The 23,483-nt window shown below is 49.9% G+C and carries 20 protein-coding genes; 11 read left to right on the forward strand and 9 right to left on the reverse strand.

Annotated features, from left to right (window positions below):
- Window positions 1–32: 32 nt before the first annotated feature.
- Entirely contained in the window at window positions 33–2,480 is a 2,448-nt protein-coding gene (locus U8T64_RS07710; protein ID WP_322182548.1) for an ATP-dependent Clp protease ATP-binding subunit, read from the forward strand.
- 59 nt (window positions 2,481–2,539) lie between these two features.
- Here U8T64_RS07710 and U8T64_RS07715 read toward each other — a convergent pair whose 3' ends face one another.
- A complete protein-coding gene (locus U8T64_RS07715) occupies window positions 2,540–3,466 on the reverse strand; it encodes a S1 RNA-binding domain-containing protein (RefSeq protein WP_322182550.1) in 927 nt (308 codons plus the stop codon).
- A 204-nt stretch (window positions 3,467–3,670) separates the two neighbouring features.
- Between U8T64_RS07715 and U8T64_RS07720 the strand changes: the two genes are divergently transcribed.
- A complete protein-coding gene (locus U8T64_RS07720; RefSeq protein ID WP_322182553.1) occupies window positions 3,671–4,501 on the forward strand; it encodes a peptidylprolyl isomerase in 831 nt (276 codons plus the stop codon).
- 58 nt (window positions 4,502–4,559) lie between these two features.
- Here U8T64_RS07720 and U8T64_RS07725 read toward each other — a convergent pair whose 3' ends face one another.
- The 5 genes from U8T64_RS07725 to U8T64_RS07745 all read right to left on the reverse strand — a co-directional run bounded on the left by U8T64_RS07725 (window position 4,560) and on the right by U8T64_RS07745 (window position 9,641).
- Entirely contained in the window at window positions 4,560–5,198 is a 639-nt protein-coding gene (locus U8T64_RS07725; RefSeq protein ID WP_322182555.1) for a redox-sensing transcriptional repressor Rex, read from the reverse strand.
- 27 nt (window positions 5,199–5,225) lie between these two features.
- Complete coding sequence (locus U8T64_RS07730) at window positions 5,226–6,446, reverse strand: NADP-dependent isocitrate dehydrogenase (RefSeq protein WP_322182557.1); 1,221 nt, start codon at window positions 6,444–6,446, stop codon at window positions 5,226–5,228.
- Window positions 6,447–6,495: 49 nt separating this feature from the next.
- Window positions 6,496–8,442: an aconitate hydratase gene (locus tag U8T64_RS07735; RefSeq protein WP_322182559.1), complete on the reverse strand. Its 1,947-nt coding sequence runs from the start codon at window positions 8,440–8,442 to the stop codon at window positions 6,496–6,498.
- A gap of 43 nt (window positions 8,443–8,485) precedes the next feature.
- Entirely contained in the window at window positions 8,486–9,433 is a 948-nt protein-coding gene (locus U8T64_RS07740; RefSeq protein WP_322183040.1) for an AEC family transporter, read from the reverse strand.
- A 61-nt stretch (window positions 9,434–9,494) separates the two neighbouring features.
- On the reverse strand, window positions 9,495–9,641 hold the full coding sequence (locus tag U8T64_RS07745) for a hypothetical protein (protein WP_322182561.1): 147 nt from the start codon (window positions 9,639–9,641) through the stop codon (window positions 9,495–9,497).
- 28 nt (window positions 9,642–9,669) lie between these two features.
- Here U8T64_RS07745 and U8T64_RS07750 point away from each other — a divergent pair, with 28 nt between their 5' ends.
- From U8T64_RS07750 to U8T64_RS07770, 5 genes are all read left to right on the forward strand, one after another.
- Entirely contained in the window at window positions 9,670–10,452 is a 783-nt protein-coding gene (locus tag U8T64_RS07750) for a ClpP family protease (protein WP_322182562.1), read from the forward strand.
- Window positions 10,453–10,516: 64 nt separating this feature from the next.
- The gene (locus U8T64_RS07755) at window positions 10,517–11,461 is read left to right on the forward strand and encodes an undecaprenyl-diphosphate phosphatase (protein WP_322182564.1); all 945 of its coding nucleotides are present in this window, start codon (window positions 10,517–10,519) and stop codon (window positions 11,459–11,461) included.
- Between the two features lie 36 nt (window positions 11,462–11,497).
- Window positions 11,498–14,272, forward strand: coding sequence for an FtsK/SpoIIIE family DNA translocase (locus U8T64_RS07760; RefSeq protein WP_322182566.1), 2,775 nt, complete (start codon window positions 11,498–11,500; stop codon window positions 14,270–14,272).
- Window positions 14,262–15,197 carry a ComEC/Rec2 family competence protein gene (locus U8T64_RS07765; protein ID WP_322182568.1) on the forward strand — a complete coding sequence of 312 codons (936 nt, stop codon included), beginning with the start codon at window positions 14,262–14,264 and terminating at the stop codon, window positions 15,195–15,197. Before U8T64_RS07760 ends, U8T64_RS07765 begins: the two co-directional genes overlap by 11 nt.
- 61 nt (window positions 15,198–15,258) lie before the next feature.
- Window positions 15,259–15,483, forward strand: coding sequence for a DUF3006 domain-containing protein (locus U8T64_RS07770; protein ID WP_322182570.1), 225 nt, complete (start codon window positions 15,259–15,261; stop codon window positions 15,481–15,483).
- A 71-nt stretch (window positions 15,484–15,554) separates the two neighbouring features.
- Here U8T64_RS07770 and U8T64_RS07775 read toward each other — a convergent pair whose 3' ends face one another.
- The 3 genes from U8T64_RS07775 to metF are packed head-to-tail and all read right to left on the reverse strand — an operon-like array spanning window position 15,555 to window position 19,497.
- Entirely contained in the window at window positions 15,555–17,969 is a 2,415-nt protein-coding gene (locus U8T64_RS07775; protein WP_322182572.1) for a homocysteine S-methyltransferase family protein, read from the reverse strand.
- A 2-nt stretch (window positions 17,970–17,971) separates the two neighbouring features.
- A complete protein-coding gene (locus U8T64_RS07780; protein ID WP_322182574.1) occupies window positions 17,972–18,604 on the reverse strand; it encodes a vitamin B12 dependent-methionine synthase activation domain-containing protein in 633 nt (210 codons plus the stop codon).
- A gap of 26 nt (window positions 18,605–18,630) precedes the next feature.
- Window positions 18,631–19,497 carry a methylenetetrahydrofolate reductase [NAD(P)H] gene (gene metF / locus U8T64_RS07785; RefSeq protein WP_322182576.1) on the reverse strand — a complete coding sequence of 289 codons (867 nt, stop codon included), beginning with the start codon at window positions 19,495–19,497 and terminating at the stop codon, window positions 18,631–18,633.
- A gap of 325 nt (window positions 19,498–19,822) precedes the next feature.
- On the opposite strand from metF, the gene U8T64_RS07790 reads away from it, so the two are divergent.
- The 4 genes from U8T64_RS07790 to U8T64_RS07805 are packed head-to-tail and all read left to right on the forward strand — an operon-like array spanning window position 19,823 to window position 23,335.
- On the forward strand, window positions 19,823–20,584 hold the full coding sequence (locus tag U8T64_RS07790; RefSeq protein ID WP_322182578.1) for an N-acetylmuramoyl-L-alanine amidase: 762 nt from the start codon (window positions 19,823–19,825) through the stop codon (window positions 20,582–20,584).
- Window positions 20,585–20,640: 56 nt separating this feature from the next.
- Entirely contained in the window at window positions 20,641–22,014 is a 1,374-nt protein-coding gene (radA, locus tag U8T64_RS07795) for a DNA repair protein RadA (protein ID WP_322182580.1), read from the forward strand.
- Window positions 22,011–22,751: a DUF6873 family GME fold protein gene (locus U8T64_RS07800; protein ID WP_367575408.1), complete on the forward strand. Its 741-nt coding sequence runs from the start codon at window positions 22,011–22,013 to the stop codon at window positions 22,749–22,751. Before radA ends, U8T64_RS07800 begins: the two co-directional genes overlap by 4 nt.
- A 50-nt stretch (window positions 22,752–22,801) precedes the next feature.
- Window positions 22,802–23,335: a GNAT family N-acetyltransferase gene (locus tag U8T64_RS07805; RefSeq protein WP_322182584.1), complete on the forward strand. Its 534-nt coding sequence runs from the start codon at window positions 22,802–22,804 to the stop codon at window positions 23,333–23,335.
- Window positions 23,336–23,483 lie beyond the last annotated feature (148 nt).

The following is a 23,483-nucleotide window of genomic DNA, read 5'->3' on the forward strand; positions in this document are numbered from 1 at the left end:
ACTGAGTTTTTGTCAAAGGAGTTGAGAACTTTATGTATCGTTTTAATGGATTTACAGAAAAGGCCAATCAGGCTTTGAATCTGGCGGTTGCTTCCGCCCAGGAAATGGGACACGACTATATCGGCAGTGAGCATGTGATACTGGGCCTTTTGAAAGAGGGGACCGGCGCCGCCTTTACTGTGCTGAATAAGCTGGGAGTGACTGCGGAAGCCTATGAGAACCTTGTTCGTGAAAGGGTGGGTTCGGGCGAGCCTACAAGCCTTTCTCCCGATGCTTTTACCCCCAGGACAAAGCAGATCCTGCAAATTGCTGTCATGGCCGGGGCGCGGCTTCATAACGCCTATGTAGGTACGGAGCACCTGCTGATCGCCGTAGTTGAAGATGAAAGCTGTTATGGAATGAGGTTCCTTCGGATCCTTGGCGTGGATCCTGCCCGTATCACCGCAGAATTATCCTCTCTGCTGAGCAATACCGCGTTTTCCTCCGGCGAACCCGCAATGGGTAATGTGGATGGAGAACAGGGCAATGGAAAGGCCTTGGAACAATTTGGACGTGATTTAACTCAGCTGGCGGCACAGGGAAAGATCGACCCTGTGATCGGAAGAGAGCAGGAGATCCAGCGGGTGGTTCAGATCCTTTCCCGGCGCACAAAGAATAACCCGGTACTGATCGGCGAGCCCGGTGTGGGAAAAACCGCTGTTGCGGAAGGCTTGGCCCTCAAGATCCATGCGGGGGACGTACCTGAAACCTTAAAGGACAAACGCCTGGTCTCTTTGGATCTGACCGGCATGGTAGCCGGAACAAAATACCGGGGCGATTTTGAGGAACGGATCAAAAATGCCATTGACGAGGTAAAAAAGGACGGCCGCGTGATCCTGTTTATCGATGAGCTGCACACGATCATCGGAGCAGGTTCCGCGGAGGGCTCCACTGACGCCGCGAATATTCTGAAGCCTGCTCTGGCTCGCGGCGATTTCCAGGTGATCGGCGCCACCACCATCAACGAATACCGGAAGCATATTGAAAAAGATGCGGCCCTGGAACGGCGGTTCCAGCCCGTTACCGTGGGAGAGCCCAGTGAGGAAGAGGCAATTTCTATTCTCAAGGGCCTGAAGGATCGCTATGAAGCGCACCACAAGGTGCAGATCACAGAGGAAGCCATCGATGCGGCGGTGCGGCTTTCCGCACGCTACATTTCAGACCGGTATCTGCCGGATAAGGCAATTGACCTCATTGATGAGGCAGCTTCCCGTGTAAGGCTTCGTGCCTTTACAGCGCCCGATAATCTGCAGGATATGGAAAAAGAGATCAAAAAGATTGAGGGAGAAAAGGCCGCGGCCATCAACTCTCAGGAGTTTGAGCAGGCGGCGTCTCTGCGAGATCGCCAAAAAGAGATGCAAGAAAAGCTGGAACGGGCCAAAGACGAGTGGGCAGCAAAAAATGAACGTAATAACAGCATCGTTACGCCCAATGATATTGCGGATATCGTTTCCATGTGGACCGGAGTTCCGGTATCGCAGCTTACCGAAGAGGAAAGTAAAAGGCTGCTGCGCCTGGAGGAAACCCTGCACAAGCGTGTGATCGGACAGGAAGAGGCGGTTTCCGCCATTGCCAAAGCGATCCGCCGGGGCCGGGTGGGCTTGAAGGATAAAAACCGTCCCATCGGCTCCTTTATCTTTCTTGGCCCAACAGGCGTAGGAAAAACTGAGCTTTCCAAAGCCCTGGCGGAGGCCATGTTCGGCGATGAAAAGGCCATGGTGCGCTTTGATATGTCAGAATATATGGAGAAGCACACTGCCTCTCGGCTGGTTGGCTCGCCTCCCGGATATGTCGGCTTTGAAGAAGGTGGTCAGCTTACGGAGGCTGTACGCAGAAAACCCTATTCTGTGGTACTTTTCGATGAGATCGAAAAGGCTCACCCGGATGTGTTCAATATCTTGCTGCAGATCCTGGAAGATGGCCGGGTCACCGATTCTCAGGGAAAAACAGTGGATTTCAAAAACACGGTCATCATCATGACCTCCAATGTGGGTGCGCGCCTGATCACAGAAAAGCAAAAAAACCTGGGCTTTGCGGAAACAGGCGCCAGCGAATCCAGTGATTTTGAGAAAACAAAAGAACTGGTGATGAATGAGCTGAAAAACCTGTTCAAGCCGGAATTTCTGAACCGGGTGGACGATATTATCGTGTTCCATAAACTGAACAAGGAAAACACCTTGCAGATTGCTGAGAAAATGCTTTCCAGTTTGCAGAATAAGCTGCGGGAAATGGAGATAACAATAGAATTTACGCCAGAGGCGGTTTCCGCGGTAGCCGATAAGGGGTACGACCCCATTTATGGAGCTCGTCCGCTTCGCCGTGTGATCCAAAGCAGCATCGAAGATACCATTTCCGAAAAGATGCTGGAAGGCACTATTGTTACCGGAAAGAAGTATCAATGCTCTTTTGAAAATGGAAGCTTTTCTTTTACGGAACAGTGAGCAAGGAGAAGCTTTCACAGCAAAACAGGCCGGACGATACCGTCCGGCCTGTTTTGCTATTAGGCCTCAAATTTCGTGGCGATATACTTTTCACTTTGCGGCGGTGAATAAACAAATTCGTCCATATGAGAGCCGTGGAAGTAATACTCCGGAGGAGATGGTCTTGTGGGATCCCCATCAAAGGTATCAATGATGATAAGCTTGATCTTCATTCTGGGGATCAGGATATTCTTGATAAATACGCTTGCCTGCTGGCCGGGAAAAATATTTTCCCGCACCTCCGCAAGCCCGGCAAGATTGGGAGTAAGCTCCACGAAAACACCGTAGCTTTCCATGCTGCGGATAATTCCCGATACCGTTTCACCGGGCCGAAATTTTGCAGCGTTCTCTTCCCAGGTTCCCAGCAGCTCCTTATGAGAAAGTGTGATCCGGCCATGATCCTTTGTTTTTACCACAGCCTTGATATCCATTCCTACCGAAAAACGCTCTCTTGGATGCTCAATGCGAGAAACTGAAATCGCGTCGATGGGAAGCAGAGAAACCACGCCGCAGCCAATATCGACAAAAGCTCCAAAGGGCTCAATGTGTGTGATCCGCGCGTCTATCACATCTCCCGGCACAAGGGCAGTTATGTATTCCTCCTGACATTTTTCCTGCGCGGCCCGGCGTGACAAAAGCGCCGTGATTTTTCCGTCGCTTTCCCGTATAAAATCCTGTATCAGAAAGCAAACGGGCCGGTTGACCCGGGAAATAATGGCAATATCCCTGACGGTGCCCTCTTTAATACCGACAGCGCCTTCCTCACGGGGAATGATCCCTTTCATAAATTTGAAATCCACGATTAGGTTATGGCTGCTGTCGCACATGACCGCACGGGCTTCCAATATTTTTTTATCGCGCATGGCTTCCGATAAAGAGGCGGGAGACTGAAGCGCAGCTCTGTTTTCAAACGTATCGATACGGCGCCCTTCCGGATAAAATTTCATCGTGTTGACCATTCCTTTCTTAAGAGGGAAACGTCCTTCCTTCTTTACACTACAAAAGAATATATGAGGCCGGAAGGTATAAAATGACGATAGAAAAAGAGGGGAGGGCTTGCAAGTTTCCAAAATTTGAGATACAATAAAAATATTCTTTCTGAATTCCACCATGCGGATTTTCACCGCCAATTTTCGAAAGCGAGGTTTCCCATGAAAAAAGTAACACTTTCTTTCGCACTGCTGTTTCTCTGTGTTTTTTGTACTGCCTGCGCGGCGAAGGCTTCTCCTGCCGCCAGCGTACTGGAGCATTCGGAGGAGCTTGTTGAAAAAACGCAGCTGACCGCCTCTTCAAATCATGAGAAAATCGGATACCAGCTGGATCCGCCTGAAAAAGGAGAGGAAATCGCCGTGGTGACCATGAAGTCCGGTGAAACCTTTAAGCTTCGTTTTTTCCCGGAGGAAGCGCCGAAGGCGGTATACAATTTCAAGCTTCACGCTATTCAGGGATATTATGACGGACTCACCTTTCACCGCGTCATGGAAAATTTTATGATCCAGGGCGGAGATCCCGATGGCAACGGCACCGGGGGAGAAAGTGTGTGGGGCGAATCCTTTGAAGACGAATTCCAGTCAAATCTGCTGAATATTGACGGATCAGTTTCCATGGCAAACAGCGGCGCCAACACCAACGGAAGTCAGTTCTTTATCAACGCTACCGGCGGTACTCAGGTAAATTGGGAAAATTATGAAGAGGGCTTTAAGCTGTATCAGGAGGATCCTGACGCTTTCTCCGCCACCTACGGAAGGTGGATCAAAATGGACCTTGTACCGGAGGAGATGAAAACGCTCTACAACGAGCACGGAGGCAATCCCCATCTGGACGGTTATTATTCTACCATGGGGATCGGCCACACTGTGTTCGCCCAGGTATTTGAGGGCTTCGACAACGTGCTCGCCCTTTCCAAAACAGAAGTGGGAGCCGATGGCAGCACTCCTGTGGAAGATGTGGTCATTGAAAAAATAGAGATCACGACCTATTAAAAGCACAAAAAATCTCCCGGCTTTGCCGGGAGATTTTTTGTGCTTTTGTTGCCGCGTTTTATTCAGAAAGTGTGTAGAGTTTATAACACAGCGTCATCATACTGTCGTTCATGTGCACGTTTTCGACGATGGCATCGGGATACTTCAGGGAAATATCATAGTGGCTGAAATTCCAGAAAGAGCGGATCCCGATCTCATACAGCTCATCGGAAATCTCTTCCACTGCGTCACGGGGAACGCAAAGAATAGCCATGGTAGGGGACTCTTTCTTATAAAACTCCCGAATTTTCCGGTAGTCGGAAATTTGGCAGCCGCTGATCACGGTACCGATCACCTTCGGGGAATTATCAAAAGCGCCGATCAGTTGAAAGCCAAGCTGCTCAAAGGGCATATGACCCATGATCGCCCGGCCAAGATTTCCGGCCCCAATTAAAACACACTTGAATTTGTTCTGAAGCCCCAGAATTTTCCCGATTTCTACACAGAGCTGCGGTACGTTATATCCGTAGCCCTGCTGCCCGAAGCCGCCGAAGCAGTTAAAATCCTGACGGATCTGTGAAGCGGTGAGTCCCATTTTTTCAGAAAGCTCCTTGGAAGAAATACGGGTTACATCGTTTTTCTCCAGTTCTGATAAGAATCTGTAGTATCTGGGCAGGCGGCGAATAACGGACATGGAAATGTTTTCTTTTTTCTGCATGATACTGATACTTCCTAAAACAAAATTTTACAGAAGATTTTCCAGGCTGTCCCGGACAGCAAGCAAAAATTCCTTTGTGGAAACCTGATGAATTTCCGGCAGGGTAGACATGGACGCCAGATCACCGGTCATAATGCCGTTTTCCAGGGTGTTCAGAGTAGCCCTTTCCAGCTTATCGGCAAACTCCGAAAGCGCCGTGTTTTGATCCAGCTCTCCACGCTTACGCAAAGCGCCTGTCCAGGCAAAAAGAGTAGCTACGGAATTTGTGGAAGTAGCTTCTCCCCGCAAATGCTTGTAATAGTGGCGCTGTACTGTGCCATGAGCGGCTTCATACTCGTAAACGCCGTCAGGAGAAACCAATACGGAAGTCATCATGGCAAGGCTTCCAAAGGCGGTGGCTACCATATCGCTCATGACGTCTCCGTCATAATTCTTGCAGGCCCAAATATACCCGCCTCTGCTGCGGATCACCCGGGCAACAGCATCGTCGATCAGTGTGTAGAAATACTCAATTTCCGCTTTTTGGAATTTTTCAGCATACTCTTTCTCGAAAATCTCCTGAAAAATATCTTTGAATCTGTGATCGTAGATTTTAGAAATGGTGTCCTTGGTGGCGAACCACAGATCTTTTTTGGTATCCAGCGCGAAATTAAAACAGGAACGGGCAAAGCTTTCGATGCTTTTGTCAAGATTGTGCAGTCCCTGAATAATTCCGGAGCTTTCTGAAAAATTGTGGATCGGATATTTCTTCTCAGAGCCGTCCGGCAGAGTGACCAGCAGCTCAGCCCTGGCTCCGGCAGGAACAGAAGCCTCTACGTTTTTGTATACGTCTCCATAGGCATGGCGGGCAATCGTGATAGGCTGCTTCCAGCCAGGCAAATAAGGGGTGATCCCCTTTACCAGAATCGGCGTGCGGAATACCGTGCCGTCCAAAATAGCGCGGATCGTGCCATTGGGAGATTTCCACATCTCCTTGAGATGGTATTCCTCCACTCTGGCGGCATTGGGCGTGATCGTGGCGCACTTCACAGCAACTCCATACTTTTTTGTCGCCATGGCGGAATCTACTGTTACCTGGTCGTTGGTTTTATCCCGGTTTTGAAGCCCCAGGTCATAGTATTCCACGTTCAGGTCGAGATAGGGGAGAAGCAGAATCTCTTTGATCATGCTCCAGATGATCCTGGTCATTTCATCTCCGTCCATCTCCACCAGGGGAGTGTTCATTTCTATTTTTTTTCGGTCAGCCATTATTAACCTACCGTCCTTTCCCGGGGCGTTCCCCCACAATTCAAAAAAGTTACGATTTTACTTTTTGAGCCGCTTTTCCTGTGTAATTTAAGAGGCCTCCGGCTAAAACCATTTCTCTTTGCCGCGGGGTCAATACGGCGGTCAGCTTGATTTCAATGCCCTTTGTCAGGTCTTTCATGGTTACAGTGCAGCCCTTTTCCAGTTCGGCGCGGATATTGGGGAAGCTCAAGTCGTCCATCTGGTCAATACTGTCGTAATCTGCTTCCCGATCAAACTGTAAAGGAATCAGTCCGGCATTTGCAAGATTGGCACAGTGGATCCTGGCATAGGACTTTGCCACTACCGCCTTAATACCCAGATACAGCGGTACCAGGGCCGCATGCTCCCGGGAAGAGCCTTGACCGTAGTTGTGCCCGCCGATCACAATACCACCCTGATTTTCCTTGCAGCGGGCCGGAAATTCCCGGTCGCACACGCCGAAGCAGAAATTGGAGAGATAGGGGATATTGGAGCGATAGGGCAGGATCTTCGCGCCAGCGGGCATGATATGATCCGTTGTGATATTATCCCCGACCTTCAGTACAGCCTTCTTTTCTATTGTGGGCTCCAGCTCCTGAGAGGTGGGGAAGGGCTTGATATTGGGGCCGCGTTCGATCTCCACGGTCTCCATCAGCTCCTCCGGCACTGGGGGAATGATGAGATTGTCGTTTATGAGGAATTTCTCCGGCATAACGATTTGAGAGGCCTCGCCCAGATCGCGGGGATCTGTGAATTTTCCTGTCAACGCGGAGGCAGCGGCCGTTTCGGGGCTGACAAGGTAGACCTGAGCGTCCGCCGTGCCGCTGCGTCCCTCAAAATTCCGGTTGAAGGTGCGCAGGGAGACACCGCCGGATTTGGGAGATTGTCCCATTCCGATGCAGGGGCCGCAGGCGCATTCCAGAATGCGGGCTCCGGCAGCGATCATATCGGCCAAGGCGCCGTTCATGGCTAGCATGTGATAAACCTGCTTGGAACCGCAGCCAATGGTGAGGCTGACATCCGGGTGCACCGTTTTCCCTTTCAGAATAGCGGCCACCCGCATCATATCGAGATAAGAAGAGTTGGTACAGGAGCCGATACAGCACTGATCAATCTTCATACCCGCCAGCTCTCTGACCGGCTTTACCGCATCCGGGCTGTGAGGGCAGGCCGCCAAAGGCTCAAGGCAGGAAAGATCCAGGTCGATGATCTCATCATATACCGCGTCTTCGTCAGATTTGAGCTCGATCCAGCAGTCTCCGCGGCCCTGGGCCTCCAGAAACTGCCGTGTGATCTCATCAGAGGGGAAGATGGAGGTGGTAGCGCCAAGCTCTGTGCCCATGTTGGTAATGGTGGCACGCTCCGGAACAGTCAGGGTCTCAATGCCTTCTCCGCCGTATTCTAGTATTTTTCCAACGCCGCCCTTAACGCTGAGCCTTTGCAGGACCGCCAGGATCACATCTTTCGCGGAAACCCAGGGGGAAAGGGTGCCGGTGAGATTTATTTTTACCATGGCCGGCATAGTGATATGATATTCACCGCCGCCCATAGCAACTGCCACGTCCATACCGCCTGCGCCAAAGGCCAGCATGCCGATACCGCCGCCAGTGGGGGTGTGGCTGTCGGAGCCGATCAGAGTTTTTCCCGGCGCTCCAAAGCGCTCCAGGTGAAGCTGGTGGCAGATCCCGTTACCGGGCCGGGAAAAATAAATGCCGTGTTTTTTGGCAATGGACTGGATATACCGGTGATCGTCCGCGTTTTCAAAGCCGCTCTGCAAAGTGTTGTGATCGATGTAAGCCACACTGCGCTCGGTTTTGACCCGGGGAACGCCCATGGCCTCAAATTCCAGATATGCCATGGTGCCGGTGGCGTCCTGAGTTAATGTTTGATCGATTCTCAGGCCAATATCCTCGCCAAGATTCATTTCACCGCTGACAAGATGGTCGTGAATAATTTTTTCCGCAATCGTTTTTCCCATGTTTTTTCTCCTTTTATCATGATATGGATTTCATAAATGGATTTTATAAAAAAGACAACTGCTTCAAGAGGAAGATAAATAAGAACATCGTTCCCACCGCAAGCAGTGAACTGAATACCACAAGCTGCCCCGCCAAGGCTTCGTCTCCTCCCATTTCCTGCGCCATGGTAAAGGAAGAAACCGCCACGGGAGAAGCAAACACAACGAGCAGTACAGCAAGCTCCGCGCCTCGAAAGCCCAGCAGAACGGCCAGCACTAAAAACAAAGCGGGAAAAAAGAGCAGCTTCATGCCCAGGGCAACGCACAGGCTTTTGATACTGTTTCCCAGCTTTCGAAAGCTGAAGGAAGCGCCTAAAACCACAAAGGCAAGAGGAGTGGCGATAGACGCCAAATTGGAAACCGTAACATCGATCACACGGGGCAGAGTAACGCGAAAAGCCAAACACAGAATTCCGAGAGCGGAGGCAATGATCAATGGATTTGTAAAAATTCCCTTTATAACACGGAGAAAGCCGGGGCGTCCTCCCTGAAAAAGCTCCAATGAAATCACCGCGAGAATGTAATAGAGAGGAATGATCACCGCTACAAGAACAGAGGCGGGCCCGGAAGCCGCACTGCCAAACAAAGCATTGCAGATCGGAATGCCAAATAGCACAAAATTACTGCAGAACATGCCCTGCAAAATAACGCCGCGTTTTGCGTTTTCATTTTCCGACAGAAAAGAAATGCACAGAGCAATAAGAAATTGGAGAAGAATTCCTGCCAGCAGATAAAATAAAATGCGGGAATCGAAATTATTTTCCAGGTCTTCCAGATCAATGGCATAAATATTTTGAAATACCAGCGCGGGAAGAAAGACCCCAAAAATAACCCGGTTGGTCTGGTATGCGGAGGTTTCGCTTATGAGCCCTGTCAGCCGCACCAGATAGCCCACCGCCATCAGTAGAAACAAAGGCAGAATGATCTCAATCGTGATTTTCAGACTCTCCAGAAAGCTTCCCTCCTTGTAGAATCAAAATTATATAAATAAAAGTATACCACGAATGAAGCTTTCAGGCAATGAAGTTTTTTTCTGAATCCCCATGTTTTTTCTTGAAGCTTCCCAAAACAAATGCTATAATAAAAAATACATGCGGCTTGAGAGAGATTTCAGCGGCGGTTTCTTTCGCTTTTTGCATGAATCTTTCTATTTCTGGCAAACTATCCTTGTAAAAAGGAGGTTGCCCTATGAAAAAAGAATCCGCAAAAAAGAATCAATATCGATATTCCGAGAGCAATGACGAAGGAACACAAGAAAACGAGCAGGAATTCAGCTCGGAGCAGCAAAAGCAGATCACGGAAAGCGGCTCTGTGACAACTCGAAACAACGGACACACGGTTCACTGCCTTACCATTATCGGTCAGATCGAGGGGCATTACATTTTGCCTTCTCAAAATAAGACCACAAAATATGAACATGTGATCCCCCAAATCGTAGCGGTAGAGGAAGACCCGCAAATCGATGGACTGCTGATGCTACTCAATACGGTAGGCGGAGATGTGGAGGCTGGCCTTGCTTTGGCGGAGCTGGTAGCGGGCATGAAGAAGCCTACGGTTTCCCTGGTGCTCGGTGGGGGCCATTCTATCGGTGTTCCTCTGGCGGTAGCCGCAAAGCGCTCCTTTATCGCGGAATCCGCTTCTATGACGATCCACCCGGTACGAATGAACGGTCTTGTTTTGGGAATCCCCCAAACACTGGAGTATTTTCAGCGAATGCAGGACCGTATTACAAATTTTGTCACACAGAATTCCAATATCACCAAGGAGCGTTTTACCACGCTTGCCATGAATACGCAGGAGCTTGTGATGGATGTGGGCTCTGTGTTGGATGGTCCAGACGCAGTGGAAGAGGGGCTGATCGATTCTCTGGGGTCGCTTTCCGACGCCATGGATTGCCTGAATCGTATGATCGAGCGGGAAAAAAAGAAAAAGAAGCCAAAGGCATCACAGACGAAGAAAAAGGAAGGGTAAAAGCTTCCGGCGGCTTTGCCGCTACATAAGGCATTCACGATTTTTGTACTTAAGGAGGTAAGGTATGTCTATTTTAGACGCTATTATTCAGGGAATCATTCAGGGCGCTACTGAGTTCCTGCCGGTTTCCAGCAGTGGTCACTTGTCCATTTCACAGCATATGTTCGGCATTGAGCTGCCGGGGATTTTGTTCGATATCATGCTTCATTTAGGCACTCTGATCGCGGTGATCTTTGTTTATCGCGGTTTAGTTTGGCGGCTGATTAAGGAGTTTTTTGCCCTGTGCGGAGATATTGTTCACCGGCAATTCAAGTGGAGCGAAATGAACCAGGACCGCAGGCTGTTGATGATGCTATTCATTGGGCTGCTGCCTCTGTTCCTCCTGTTTTTACCCATTCCAGGTACCGGAATGAAGGTAAAGGATTTTTCTGAGCAGCTTGCTTCCGACAAGGGGATCGTGATCGAAGGCCTGGCGCTTCTCGCCACCAGCACTTTGCTCTTTCTGGGAATCGTGGCCAACAAGCGGATGCGTCAGGAAAAAGCAGTGGTCAACCGGGAGGGAAAAAAAGTAGCCGCCAAGGGCAGAAGAAAAATACATACCATCGATGCTCTTTTGATCGGACTTACCCAGTGCCTGGCCGCAATTTTTCCTGGCCTGTCCCGTTCCGGCTCTACCTTGTCCGTGGGGCTGCTTCGGGGCATTAATCAGCAAACGGCGCTGGACTACTCCTTTGTACTGGGAATTCCTTCCATTGCGGCGGCTGCGCTTGTGTCTTTAAAGGATCTGGGCTCGGCGGGGGCAAAGATTGGTGCCGCTCCGCTGATAGTAGGAATGCTTACGGCAATGATCGTCGGATTTCTAGCCATTAAGCTGTTAAAATGGATCGTAACTACCAACAAGCTGGAGATATTTGCTTACTACACACTGATTGCTGGCGGTGTGATCACGATTTTGGGAATTATTGAACATGTGATGGGGCAGAATCTGTTTACCGGACGCCCCCTGTAACGTAAAAAACTTTGCTGAAGGAACGGAGGGAGATTTTTGGCGGAAAAACGACCGGTATCTTCCGGAAAGAAAAAGACAACGACAAAAAAGGGAACGCCAGCTTCCGCAAAAAGAAAGCCTGCACAGGGTCAGCATGGGCGTGGTACCCCTTCCCGCCGAATGACGGCAGAATCCATACGCCAGCGCAACCAGATGCGCGCGGTGGTGCTGTTTGCCTGCTCCATTTTTCTGGCGTGTTTGGTGCTGATCCCTGGAGATAATCTCTGGAAATGGGCTCATGGCGCTTTTCTTGGCATATTTGGAAGTTGGGCGCTGCTGTGGCCAGTGTTGATTATTTATGTGGCTATTGTCACCGCTCTGGACAACCCCAGAGGTTCGATCAGCGGAAAAATATGGATGACAGCGCTTATCATTATTCTTTTTTGTGCCACCGGATATATTTTTAGCGCGTCTCTTCCTGCGCCCGGTACGAAGCTGTGGGACTACATAGTTTCCCTGTATTATCAGAATTCGGGGATCGGCGGCGGTGTAGTCGGTGGAATGCTGGGCTTGCCCCTGATCAAAGCGGTAGGCGGCTTAGGCGCAAAAATCATTGTGATCTTGCTGCTTTTTGTCGCCGTAATGCTTCTTACCGGTACCACGCTGATCAGCTTGTTCCGCACGATCAAAAAGCCTGTGGACGTTGTTTCGGAAGGGCTGCAGAACGCACGGCAGAGACGGGAGGAGGAGCGGCTGATCCTGGAAGAGGACAGGGCCGCAAATATCGATATTCCGCTGGAGCCCCGTTCCGCGGCAGCTGCCATTTCTTCAGAGGCTTCCCGTCTTTTCCCGAAGGCAGAGCCGAAACGGAAAAAGAAGGAGAAAAACGAAAAGCTGGATAAGCTGGGCGAGGTATTTGGATTTGAAGATCCGCCTCTTGATTTGCCTGTAGAAACGCCGGCTTTACCGCTGCACGAAATGAACCATGGAATAGCGAATTCCCTTTCCGAAACAGCAGGTAAAGCAGCGGAGGAAGCTGCTTTACCCGTCATAGAGCAAAACATAGCTGCGGAAGTAGCACAAAAATCTGAAATGGAAGATATTGGGGCAGGGGCCGATGCAAACACGGATGCTTTTGTAGAATCTACTGCTTCTCAGCTGCATACAGAAGTGCCTTCGAACTTTGCCAAAGAACCCGCCGTACCGGACGAAGTTCAGGAACTGACCCAGGATTTCATGAAGAAAAAAGAAGAGAATGACCGAAGGGAAGCCACTTCAGAGCAGCAGGCACTGTATCAGGCCGCGGAGCAAATGAAAACGGTATATTGTTATCCTCCTGTTACCATGCTCGCTGCCAGTCCCTATTCCGATCCGGCGCAGGAAACGGAAGAACTGCAAACGAACGGACGAATTCTGGTAGATACCCTGAAAAGCTTCGGCGTGCAGACAAAAATACTGGATATCTGCCGGGGCCCTTCTGTAACGAGATATGAAATACAGCCAGCTGCCGGTGTGAAAATCAGCAAGATCACAAATTTGTCTGATGATCTGGCGTTGAATTTGGCTGCCACCGGTGTACGTATTGAAGCTCCGATCCCCGGAAAAGCCGCAGTGGGAATCGAGGTGCCCAACAAAACAAGGAATACGGTGCGCATGCGGGAACTGATCGAATCCAATTCCTTCCAAACCTCGAAAGGAAAGCTTTCTGTGGCGCTGGGCCGTGATATTGCCGGACAGCCTGTAGTGGCGGATCTTTCTAAAATGCCCCATTTGCTCATTGCGGGTACTACCGGTTCCGGTAAATCAGTGTGCATCAACTCTCTGATCATCAGCATGCTTTACAAGGCCAGCCCGGACGAGGTTCGATTTTTGATGATCGATCCAAAGGCGGTGGAGCTGACAGAATATAACGGTATGCCCCATATGCTGGTTCCTGTTGTGACAGATCCCCGCAAGGCTTCGGGCGCTTTAGGCTGGGCTGTATCGGAAATGATGAATCGCTATAAGATTTTCGCGGAATTTAACGTTCGTAATCTGAAGGGCTATAATTCTCTGGCGGAATCACAAAATTTCCAGGATGAAAACGGGCAGCCCATGCCTTTTATGCCGCAGATCGTCATTGTTATCGATGAGCTTGCTGATCTGATGATGGCTGCTCCGAAAGAGGTGGAAGATTCCATCTGTCGGCTGGCTCAGCTGGCCCGTGCGGCAGGCATGCATCTGGTGGTTGCCACACAACGTCCTTCCGTTGATGTGGTGACGGGTCTGATTAAGGCCAATATTCCCAGCCGGATCGCGCTTACCGTATCTAATTCTGTGGATTCCCGTACCATTTTAGACGCAGGCGGCGCGGAAAAGCTTTTAGGAAACGGCGATATGCTGTTTTCTCCGGTAGGGGCCAATAAGCCCGTCCGTGTACAGGGCTGTTACGTCAGCGATGATGAAATTTCCTCGATTGTTGAGTTTGTGAAAAAGACGAAAACCATTGAATACGATGAAGCCGTGATTCAGGAAATTGAGCGAAACGCGGCAAGCGAAGGGGAAAAGGGAGACGCCTCAGACAGCGACGGCGGCTCCAGCGACCCCATGATGGAGGAGGCGATCAAATGCGTGATAGAGGCCGGGCAAGCCTCTACCTCTTTGCTGCAAAGGCGGCTCCGTTTGGGTTATGCCAGAGCGGGCCGCTTGATCGACGAAATGGAGCAGCTTGGCATTGTTGGGCCTCATGAGGGCTCCAAGCCTCGCCAGGTGCTTATGACTTACGCGCAGTGGGCGGAAATGCATATGCAGAAAGCTGACCCCGCGCAAACGGAATCGCTTGATGACGAGTAAGAAGAAAGCTTCTCAAAACGGAGAAGCAGATTTGGAAAACCGGAAAAAGAGAAAAGCGCTTCTCAAACGCTGCGGCTTGTTGGCGCTTGCGTTCCTGCTGGTCTTTTCGCTTACTTCTCAGGGAAGGGCTTTTTGGAGAGAGCTGTTTCAAGTTTCGGGATTTGGCGGAACAGCACAGGCGCCTCTTGCGATCCATGTGCTGGAGGTCGGCAAAGCAGATGCCATTCTGATTGAATGTGAGGGAGAGACGGCTCTTTTAGATGCCGGCACCGCTGTTTCCGGGGAAGTGATCGTGGATTATATGGCCCGTCACCGAATAGCTTCTCTAAAGTACGCCATTGCCTCTCATCCCGATAACGATCATATCGGCGGTATGAGCCAGGTGCTTTCCGAGGTGGAGGCTGAGTGCTTTCTTCGAGCTCCTTATTTCAGCAAGAAATATGAAGAAGTTCAGGCGATACTACTAGAACAGGGAATTCCGGAAAAAATTCTTTCTGCCGGGGATACCATCAATTTGGGAAGCGCGACTCTGCAAGTTTTGGGCCCCATAAAGAAGTATGAAGATACCAATAACAGTTCTCTGGTCATACGCTTGGAATATCAGGGTTTTACCGCTTTGTTCTGCGGAGATATTGAAGAGGAAGCCGAGCGTGATTTGGCCGAAACTTACGGCGCAGAGATTTCTTCAAAGCTTTTGAAGGTTCCGCACCATGGAAGCAAAACCTCCTGTACCGATCAGTTTTTGGAACTGGTAGAGCCAGAATACGCTATTGTTTCTGTAGGAAGAGATCAGAACAACCTTCCGGCGGAATCGGTACTGAAAAGATTGAGTGGTATTTGTGATGAGATCTATCAAACCGACACGGACGGCACTGTGATCTTTACCTTTCAGGAAAACCGGGTACAGGTTTTTAGAAACCAGTGAAAATAATCAGGCCGCACGGATTTGAACTGTAGTTCAGCACAGAGCAAAAAGGAGAACAAATATGACAAAAAAACTTGTGATCGATCGTTTTGAGGGAAAATACGCCATCTGTGAAGATGGGGAGCAAAAATATTTTGCCATTGAAAGTTCGGAGCTTCCGGCCGGAGCGGCAGCGGGAGCTGTGCTCCTGATTTCTGAAGAGGGAGAGCTTACTTTGGATCTCGAAGAGACAGAGCGCCGCAAAAAGCTCATGGCGGAAAAGCAGCGGAAAGCTTTTGGCGATTGATTTTTCCAAAAAAGTAAAAGAGGAGAAAAAGCAGTGCGTTCCTGCTTTTTCTCCTCTTTTGTTTCAATATTTCAAACCTGGAGAGATGAATCAGTAAGGTTTTTCAGTTCAGTGGCATAGCGAACGGAGGCCATGGCGTCTTTTCCGTAAAAATCAGCGCCAATGCGGTCTGCGTATTCCTGGGTCAGCACCGCGCCGCCCACCATGATTTTGCAAAAAGGCGCTTTTTCCCGTAACACAGTGATCGTTTCCTTCATATTTACCACGGTAGTAGTCATCAGAGCGCTAAGCCCCACAAGCTCCGCGTGCTCCCGCAAAACTGCTTCCAGCACAACCTCCGAGGAAACGTCTTTCCCCAAGTCAATGACATGGAACCCATAGTTTTCCAAAAGTACCTTCACAATATTTTTTCCGATATCGTGAACATCACCCTTTACCGTGGCAATTACAACGGTAAATTGAGATTTCTTCTGAGGGGCAGAGTCTTTTTGTCCCAGCTGCCGCTTGATCGCTTCAAAAGCAGCTTTTGCTGCTTCCGCACTCATTAAAAGCTGAGGCAGAAAAAGAACCTTCTTCTCAAATTTTTCTCCAACCGCGTCCAGAGCGGGCACAATGTGAGAATTGATGAGCTCCAGTCCGTCTGTGCCGTTCCGGATCATTTTTTCCGCCGCCAGAAACGCGGCCTCCTTCAACCCTTTTTCGATCGCGGCCCCAAGCTCCTGGGGGTCCTGAGAAGGAGCTGATAGGGGAGGGGATTGCTCCGCCTGGGCGTAGGCGGCAATATAACCCATACAGCTTTTATCCAGACCGGACAGAGCGCAGTAAGAGCGATAAACGCGCATCATCATTTCCGATTTTGGATTGAGGATCGCGGCGCTGAGTCCGCTTTGCAGCGCCATCAGGAAGAAGGAAGAGGTAATATTTTCCCGTTGCGGCAAGCCAAATGAAACATTGGAAACCCCTAAAGAGGTAAATACTCCAAGCTCACGCCGGATCAGACACAGAGCCTTCAGCGTAACCAAAGCGGCGTCCTGCTCAGCGCTGATCGCCATGGTAAGCGGGTCGATCACAATATCCTTTTTTCTGATCCCGTATTGCGTCGCTGTATCTACAATGATTTTAGCCGCTTCCAAACGACCTTCCGCTGTTTCGGGAATACCGTCCTCTGTGATCGTAAGCCCGATCACCACACCGCCGTATTTTTTTACCAGTGGAAAAATAGCCTCCATAGAGGCGGCCTTTGCCGTTACGGAATTGACCAAGGGCTTTCCGTTATAAAGCCGCATGGCGCGTTCCATTGTTTCAGGATCGGAAGTATCAAGCTGCAAGGGGAGGGGGGAAACCGCCTGCAGCTCCTGCACCACCTCGCACATGAGCGCGGGCTCGTCAATTTCCGGGAGCCCTACATTCACGTCCAAAACATGGGCTCCGGCATCCTGCTGGGTGATCCCTTCCTGTAAAAGATAGGGAATATCGTGCTCTCGCAGTGCCTGTTTAAACCGGGATTTTCCGGTGGGATTGATCCTTTCTCCAATGAGAACCGGTAGCGTTCCGAACTCTACCGCTCTGCTGCCGGAGGTGATCACCGTCCTGTAAGTGGGGGAAAGCGTTTGACAGGGAAGGCCTTTACATTGCCGCACCATGGCTGCAATGTGTTCGGGAGTAGTGCCACAGCAGCCGCCGACTGCCTGAGCGCCGGCCTGTACAATAGCTTCCATGTGCAGGGAAAATTCCTCAGGAGAAATTTCATAAACTGTTTTTCCGTTTTCCTCCTTTGGCAGGCCCGCATTGGGATTTACGAGAATCGGAAGATCGGTAAAGGCCCGAAGGGATTTTGTGAAAGCTACCATTTGCTCCGGTCCCAAGCCGCAATTTAACCCAATGGCATCGGCGCCCAGACCCTCCAGCACCGCCGCCATTACGGAAAGATTGCCGCCTGTCAGCAATTTTCCGGTTTCATCAAAGGTCATGGTAACAAATACGGGCAGAGTAGAATTCTCTTTCGCGGCCAGAAGCGCGGCTTTTGCTTCGTAAATATCGGCCATGGTCTCAATTAGAATGCAGTCCGCGCCTGCTTCTGTACCAGCTGAAATCATTTCCTGAAAAATCTCCACTGCGGCTTCAAAAGCCAAGTCGCCCAAAGGCTCCAGCAGCTTTCCGGTCGGACCGATATCCAGCGCCACCCAGCCGTGCCCTACATTGGAAACAGCCTTTTTTGCTAAAGTGATCCCCTGAAAGATCACTTCCTGTACAGAGTGGCCGGAATCCGCCAGCTTACAGCAGTTAGCACCAAAGGTATTGGATTTCAAAATGTCCGCGCCCGCGTTCAAATAGGCGGTATGGATCTCACAGATCTTTTCGGGGAAACGCAAATTCCACAGCTCCGGCAGCTCTCCCGGCAGCAGCCCCTGGGCCTGCAAAAGGCTGCCCATGGCGCCGTCAAAAAAAAGCAGCTCTTTTCCAAGCTTTTCTCGAAGATCGTTCATAGTCACGGCTCCTTTCTAAACGGACAGGACGGTAAATTACAGGTCATACATTTTCCCACATGGCAGAGGGAAGGATCAGGAGAAAGCCCGATCACCGCAGTAATGGACTTAAACGGCACCATCAGGCAGCTGTCGGTCAGGCTTACGCCGATTTTTTTGGGGAGCTCCAAAACCGCGAAAAGAAATCGCTGGTACTCCAGAGAAAAATCTCCGTAGCCAGGGCTGTACCTGGGCCTGAGATACAATCCCCGTTCTGCGGCAAGCCGCTCTAACTCCAGCTGCGCCTGATCGGCGCATTCTTCTGTGTAGGCGGCGGCACAGGCCTGCAGAACAGGTACAAAAGACAGCTCGGAAACACTATACCGGCGAATCAAAAAATCCACCTCAGGGCCTAGAGTCATCGCAAACAAAAAGGCTTCTTTACAGCCCTGTAAATGACGGCACAGGTTTCGGCTGAAAATTTGTGTTTGGCCGATCGTGACAGAATCTGTTTCCGCACAGATGGGGAAAAGGAGAAAAGTCGATCGAAGCCGTGCAGCGGCTTCGATCTCCCGCTGTGCGCGCGCAATGCTTTCGTCCAGCTTCTCCGTACCTTCCTGTGCTCCCAAATACCGCAGGATCTCTTTTTTATTCATAGCTTGAATCACGCTTTCACACAGTGTCAGGAGGAAGTCAGGATATGGCTCAAATTCTGAAAAATCTTTTCCGCGGTTTCCGGACGATTCATGGTATACAGATGAATATATTTCACCCCATTGGCGATCAGGTCAATGATCTGCTCTGTGGCATAGGCCACTCCGGCCTGTTCCATAGCCGCGGGGTCTTCGGAAAATTTATCAGCAATCGCCTTAAAGCGGGGAGGAAGCACTGTGTTGGACAGCTCACAGCTGCGCTTGATCTGCCGGGCGTTGATGACCGGCATAATGCCGGGGATCACCGGAACTGTAATACCCGCCGCCAATACGCGGTAAAGAAAATTGTAGTACACATTGTTGTCAAAAAACATCTGCGTTGTAAGGAAATCACAGCCTGCGTCCACTTTTTCCTTCAAAAACGCAATATCCTTTTCCTTGTGCTCGCATTCCACATGCCCTTCCGGGTAGCAGGCCCCGCCAATGCAGAAATCGCCTTGAGAACGGATCTCCCGAATCAATTCAACTGCATAGGAATAATCGCCATCTCCTGTAAAGTCCTTTGGCTTGTCTCCACGCAGAGCAAGAATGTTCTCAATTCCATTCTGTTTCATTTCTGAAAGTCGGTTTTTGATCTCTTCCCGGCGAGAGCCGCAGCAGGTCAGATGTGCAAGCGCCGGCGTATTCATTTCTTTTTGGATATGCGCGGCAACCTCCACTGTCTTTTTGGAGGTGCTGCCGCCGGCTCCGTAGGTCACGCTGATAAAGTCAGCGCCCATTTCACAAATTCGATCCGCTACCTGAAGCACGTTGTCAAATCCGTTTTCCTTTTTCGGGGGAAAGATCTCACAGGAAAAAGTGACTTTCTTTTGAGCCAGGAGCTCTTTGATTTTCATAAGCCCAAATTCATTCCTTTCCAAGCGCAGTTCTCTTCACAATATTTTGAGAAACACCTGTTGCGCATTGATAACAAAACCCATGCGGATATGATACCATAAGCACTGAAGGTGCGTTGGTATCATGTGCCGATTGCCCATTGTGCAAAGCACAAACTGGGCAAGGCGATTTTAATTTCATAATGTCCACACGCCCTTTGCGGATATTATAGCATGCCTGAAAGCTTTTTGAAAGGGATTTGTTGTACCTCCGAAAATCAGAAAAGGAATGAAGCGGCCGTTCTTTACGTATATCTTTTTCAAAAAAGAGCAGGGAGAAGGCAGTATGGGAAAAAAATTTGTGTTTTTGTTGCTGTTTTGTGCTTCTATCGCCTTATTTGCCATGCAGACAATGCAGGCCTTCGGGATCGTTCATTTTCATGCGGAGCTTTTCAAGAAAAAAGGAACCATCGTTCTCGACGCCGGGCACGGAGGGGAAGACGGAGGAGCGGTGGGGGTCAATCAAAAGCTGGAAAAGGATATCAATCTCTCGATTGTTTTGGAATTGGAAAAATATCTGAAGCAGAATAATTTCGAGGTTATTATGATCCGTTCCGGCGATTATTCTGTGGGAGATCAAAGCCTTTCCACCATTTCAGAGCGAAAGAAATCCGATACGAAAAACCGGCTGCAAACGATAGAAGAAGCCGGGGAGTGCATCTTTATCAGTATTCATCAAAATCATTTTTCGGAAAGCAAATATGATGGCGCTCAGGTCTTTTACTCCGGAAACCGGGAGGAAAGCGCTGTGCTCGCCGAAGCGATCCGCCAAAATATCGTTTCTTCCTTGCAGCCGGAAAACCACAGGGAAAATAAACAGGCGGAAAAAAGCATTTACCTGCTGTACCATTGCCAGGTGCCTGCGGTGCTAGTGGAATGCGGGTTTCTTTCCAACCCTGCCGAAGCTGAAAAACTGAGCCAGGAAAGCTATCAAAAGGATATGGCTGCGGCAATTTATAACGGTCTGATCGATTATTTGCAGGCAAATCAGAAAAGCGAAGCTGAAAGTCTTGCCGCCTCTGACCCCTCCTCAAGCTTTGCAAATTAGAGAAAAGCATGATATACTAAATGCCAGAGCTTGAGAGAAAGGCACGGTATATCGCTATGGCAGGAAAAAGCAAGGTCGTGTATCAATGTACGGAATGCGGTTATGAATATCCCAAATGGCTGGGCCAGTGCCCTGGGTGCGGCGCATGGAGCACCATGGTAGAAACAGTGGCGGAGCCCGCGATATCGTCTAAAAGCGCTTCCGTGCGCTCAGTAGGCGCTCTTTCCAGGCCACTGCCGATCAGCGAGATCAGCACGGAAGACGAGCACCGCTACCATACCGGGTTATCTGAGTTGGACAGAGTATTGGGCGGGGGGATCGTAAAGGGCTCTTTGGTACTGATCAGCGGTGATCCCGGAATCGGAAAATCCACCATGCTGCTGCAAATTTGCGAATATCTCGGGAAAGAACTGCGAATTCTTTATGTTTCCGGTGAGGAATCCGCCCGTCAGATCAAGCTCAGAGCCACCAGGCTGGGGGTTCACAACCCCAATCTTATGATTTTAACGCAGACAGATGTGCAGTATATCACCGAAGAGATCCGAAGCGAAAAGCCGGATCTGGTGATGATCGATTCTATCCAGACCATGAACCATACGGAGCTCAGTTCTTCACCGGGCAGCATTACCCAGGTCAGAGAATGTACCAATACCATGATGCGCTGCGCGAAATCTCTGGATATTCCCATTATCATTGTAGGCCATGTCAACAAAGACGGTGCTATTGCCGGGCCCAAGGTGCTGGAGCATATTGTAGACGCGGTTTTGTATTTTGAAGGAGACCGCCAAATGACCTACCGCATTCTGCGGGCTGTGAAAAACCGCTATGGCTCCACCAATGAGATCGGCGTGTTTGATATGGGGGAGGAAGGCCTGAAGCAGGTGGAGAATCCTTCTCAGGCAATGCTTTCCGGCAGGCCTAAAAATGCTTCCGGTACCTGTGTTACCGCTGTGATGGAGGGCTCCCGACCGATCCTGGCGGAGATCCAGGGGCTTGCAACCACTTCCGGCTTTGGGACGCCCCGTCGTATGGCCACCGGCTTTGATTATAATCGTATGGCCTTAATTTTAGCTGTACTGGAAAAGCGGGCGGGCTACTATTTTTCCAATTTAGACGCTTACCTGAATGTGGTAGGGGGGCTTCGCCTGGACGAGCCCTCGGTAGACCTTGCCGTAGCCGTGGCGTTGATTTCCAGCTTAAAAGACACCCCCGTTCGGGAAGATATTGTGGTATTTGGAGAAATCGGACTGGCCGGAGAGCTGCGCAGTGTCAACCGTGCGGAGTTGCGCATTGCGGAAGCCGCGCGGCTGGGCTTTTCACGCTGCATCATACCGTATCACAACCTGAAAAATCTATCGCATACACAGGAAATTGAAGTGATCGGCGCAAAAAATATCCGGGACGCTTATACCGCCGCCACAGAAGCATGAGTAAGCTGCTGCGATGCCCCAGGCTGCCGGAGCGCCCAGTGAGGCTTGTTCTGATTTCCGGGGAATATCCAGTCTTGGGACAACGCTTGCGAGAGCTGAAAATAGAAGTAATAGAAACAAGCTTCGACAGCAGGCTGCCGAAACCAACGGCCTTTCATCCAGATATGCAGGCGTGTCCGCTAGATCTTGAAACTTTGTTCGTTTTACGCGAAAGCAGTTTATTGAAAAAGCTTGCTTTTTATGATATTATCGCCACAGAAACCGCGGGATTCCCGCAAAGCCGCTATCCAGGTGATGTTCTGTGCAACGCTTTTGCTTGGAATGGATTTTTGGTGGGAAACATGGGTGCCATAGATAAAAAGCTTCGGAAAAAGGCCCTTCAAGCTGGGTTGCGGGAGCTGCCGGTCAGGCAGGGCTATGCGTCCTGTTCAGCGGCTTTGGTAACAGAAACCGCAGCTATGGTATCGGACCCGGGAATGGCAGAGGCTTTGGAAAAGAAAGGCTTTGAGATTTTACGGATCCGCCCGGGCTTCATTGAGCTGCCCGGCTATGATTACGGCTTTATCGGCGGCTGCTGCGGCAAGCTGGCGCCGGAGCTGCTTGCTTTTTCCGGCTCTTTGCAGAATCACCCGGATCGGGAGAGAATCTTAAAGTTCTTATCTCGCCATGGGGTGGAAACGATCGAATTGACAAATGAAGTGCTGACCGACGTGGGCGGGATCATGCCGCTGCTGTAATCAGGCAAATGGTGTTTCAGCTTCCAGCAGCGGATATACGAGGAAATAAAATGAAAATAATCTATCATGATTTATGCATTAGAAACGCAGAGGGGAAGGATTGCGAACAGCTTGCAGCTTGGTGGAATGACGGAAGTATTATGGCTCATGCCGGATTTTCCAATGGACTTGGAACGACAGCGGAAGAAATTAAAGAGCAGATCGTTAATGACAGCGATGATACAAAAAGACGACTTATGATTGAATATCAAGGAACATCAATCGGCGAAATGAGCTTCTATGTTTATGAAGGGAAAAAGGTCGAGATCGGAATCAAAATCTGCAATTCAGCTTTTCAGGGGAAAGGTCTGGGACGAGTACTATTAAGTATGCTGATTGAAAAGCTGTTCAGTACAGGTTATGAGCTTGTTTTTTTAGATACCAACCTAAAAAATACAAGGGCGCAGCATGTCTATGAATTGCTGGGCTTCAAAAAAATTGCCATACATGAGAATTCATGGAAAAATCAGTTGGGAGAACTACAGACCTCGATTGATTATGAGCTCAGAGCGTCTGATTTTTGCAATGCCAAATCAATAGCTTAAAACAAGAAAATCCAGTTTGCTAAAGGTCTGGGGGATTCTCAATCAGAGTAACATGGAAAAAGTGGTTTCGATCTTTCCTCATGGCACGATTTGTCCCGAATTGTTTAGTAGACCCCAAGGTATAAGATCTAAAGCAGACCTGAAGACT

This window comes from Neglectibacter caecimuris, from assembly GCF_034335015.1.
GTDB classification, from domain to species: Bacteria; Bacillota; Clostridia; order Oscillospirales; family Acutalibacteraceae; genus Acutalibacter; species Acutalibacter caecimuris_A.